This window comes from Moorena sp. SIO3B2, from assembly GCF_010692525.1.
Classification (GTDB): domain Bacteria; phylum Cyanobacteriota; class Cyanobacteriia; order Cyanobacteriales; family Coleofasciculaceae; genus Moorena; species Moorena producens.
Genome location: NZ_JAAHHE010001003.1, coordinates 1 through 1,023 on the forward strand (window position 1 = coordinate 1; position 1,023 = coordinate 1,023).

At 44.3% G+C, this 1,023-nt stretch carries 2 protein-coding genes; one reads left to right on the forward strand and one right to left on the reverse strand.

Annotated features, from left to right (window positions below):
* The coding region (locus F6K38_RS43055) for a UbiA family prenyltransferase (protein WP_287361064.1) at positions 1–407 on the forward strand (407 nt) is incomplete at its 5' end.
* Between the two features lie 314 nt (positions 408–721).
* Here the strand turns inward: F6K38_RS43055 and F6K38_RS43060 are convergent.
* Positions 722–1,023 (reverse strand): small RNA NsiR4-regulated ssr1528 family protein (locus F6K38_RS43060; RefSeq protein WP_287361065.1); only part of this gene is annotated, 302 nt, incomplete at its 5' end.

Sequence of the window (1,023 nt, forward strand, 5' to 3'; positions counted from 1 at the left end):
TTCACGAGGATTACGCCAAAGTTGGGATACCCATGTTACCGGTAGTAGCCGGTGAAGAGGTTACTGTTCGTCAAATCTGGTATTACACCTTATTAGTCGTCCCCACTTCCCTATTGTTGATCTATCCTTTAGGAGAATCGGGAGTGGTTTATGGCATAGTTGCTATTCTTTTGGGCAGTATTTTTATCAAAAAAGCATGGTTGCTGCTTAAGGAACCTAAAGACAATCAACTTGCCCGGTCTATGTTTAAGTACTCAATTCTCTATATGATGTTATTGTGTACCGGTATCGTAGTAGATAGCTTACCCATGACCAGGGAAATAACTGCAACTGTGGCAGAGAATTCCCAAGTTTTGATTCAAACAATTTCTACAGTTTTGGAACAGGTAAGTATTAACTTAGTTTAGGGTGTTGGCTGGTAAGCGATCAGCGATCAGCTAATGGCTACCTTACAGGCTAGAAGCCTGTTCGACCCCTAAGGGAAGGGCTGATAGCTTAATACTTACGTTTAAAGTTACTTACAATAGGGTTGGTGAATTAGCTCAGAGCTGTAACAATTCGCCAACCCTATTGATATTTATAGCAATTCTCAGCAACGTTTGACCGACATTGCATATCCTTTGAAGGCAATAGGCAATAGGCATGCTAGCAATAGGCAATAGCGCTGCATCCCGACTCCCGACTCCCGACTCCCGATTCCCGATTCCCGATTCCCTACTCCCTACTTACCCCCGTAGTAAAAAGCAATCTCTTTGTCTTTAAGAGGGGTAAAATCAGCATCGAGCAGCATTTGATTGAGCTCTGCTTGAGGGATATGCTTGGCTCCAATCCGCACAATTCTGGATCTCATGGTATTGCTGACACCGCTTCGTTGCCGTTGAGCTTCCAACCCCATGACTTGGTTGTAAAGGTCTAACTTAGCTTTGGGGATTGGCGAGCCATCTAAATCAATTCCCTTTGCGATCGCGTCATCAACCGCATCAGCACCTGTAGTGGTTTGAGTCTGGGAATTACTTTCGGTAG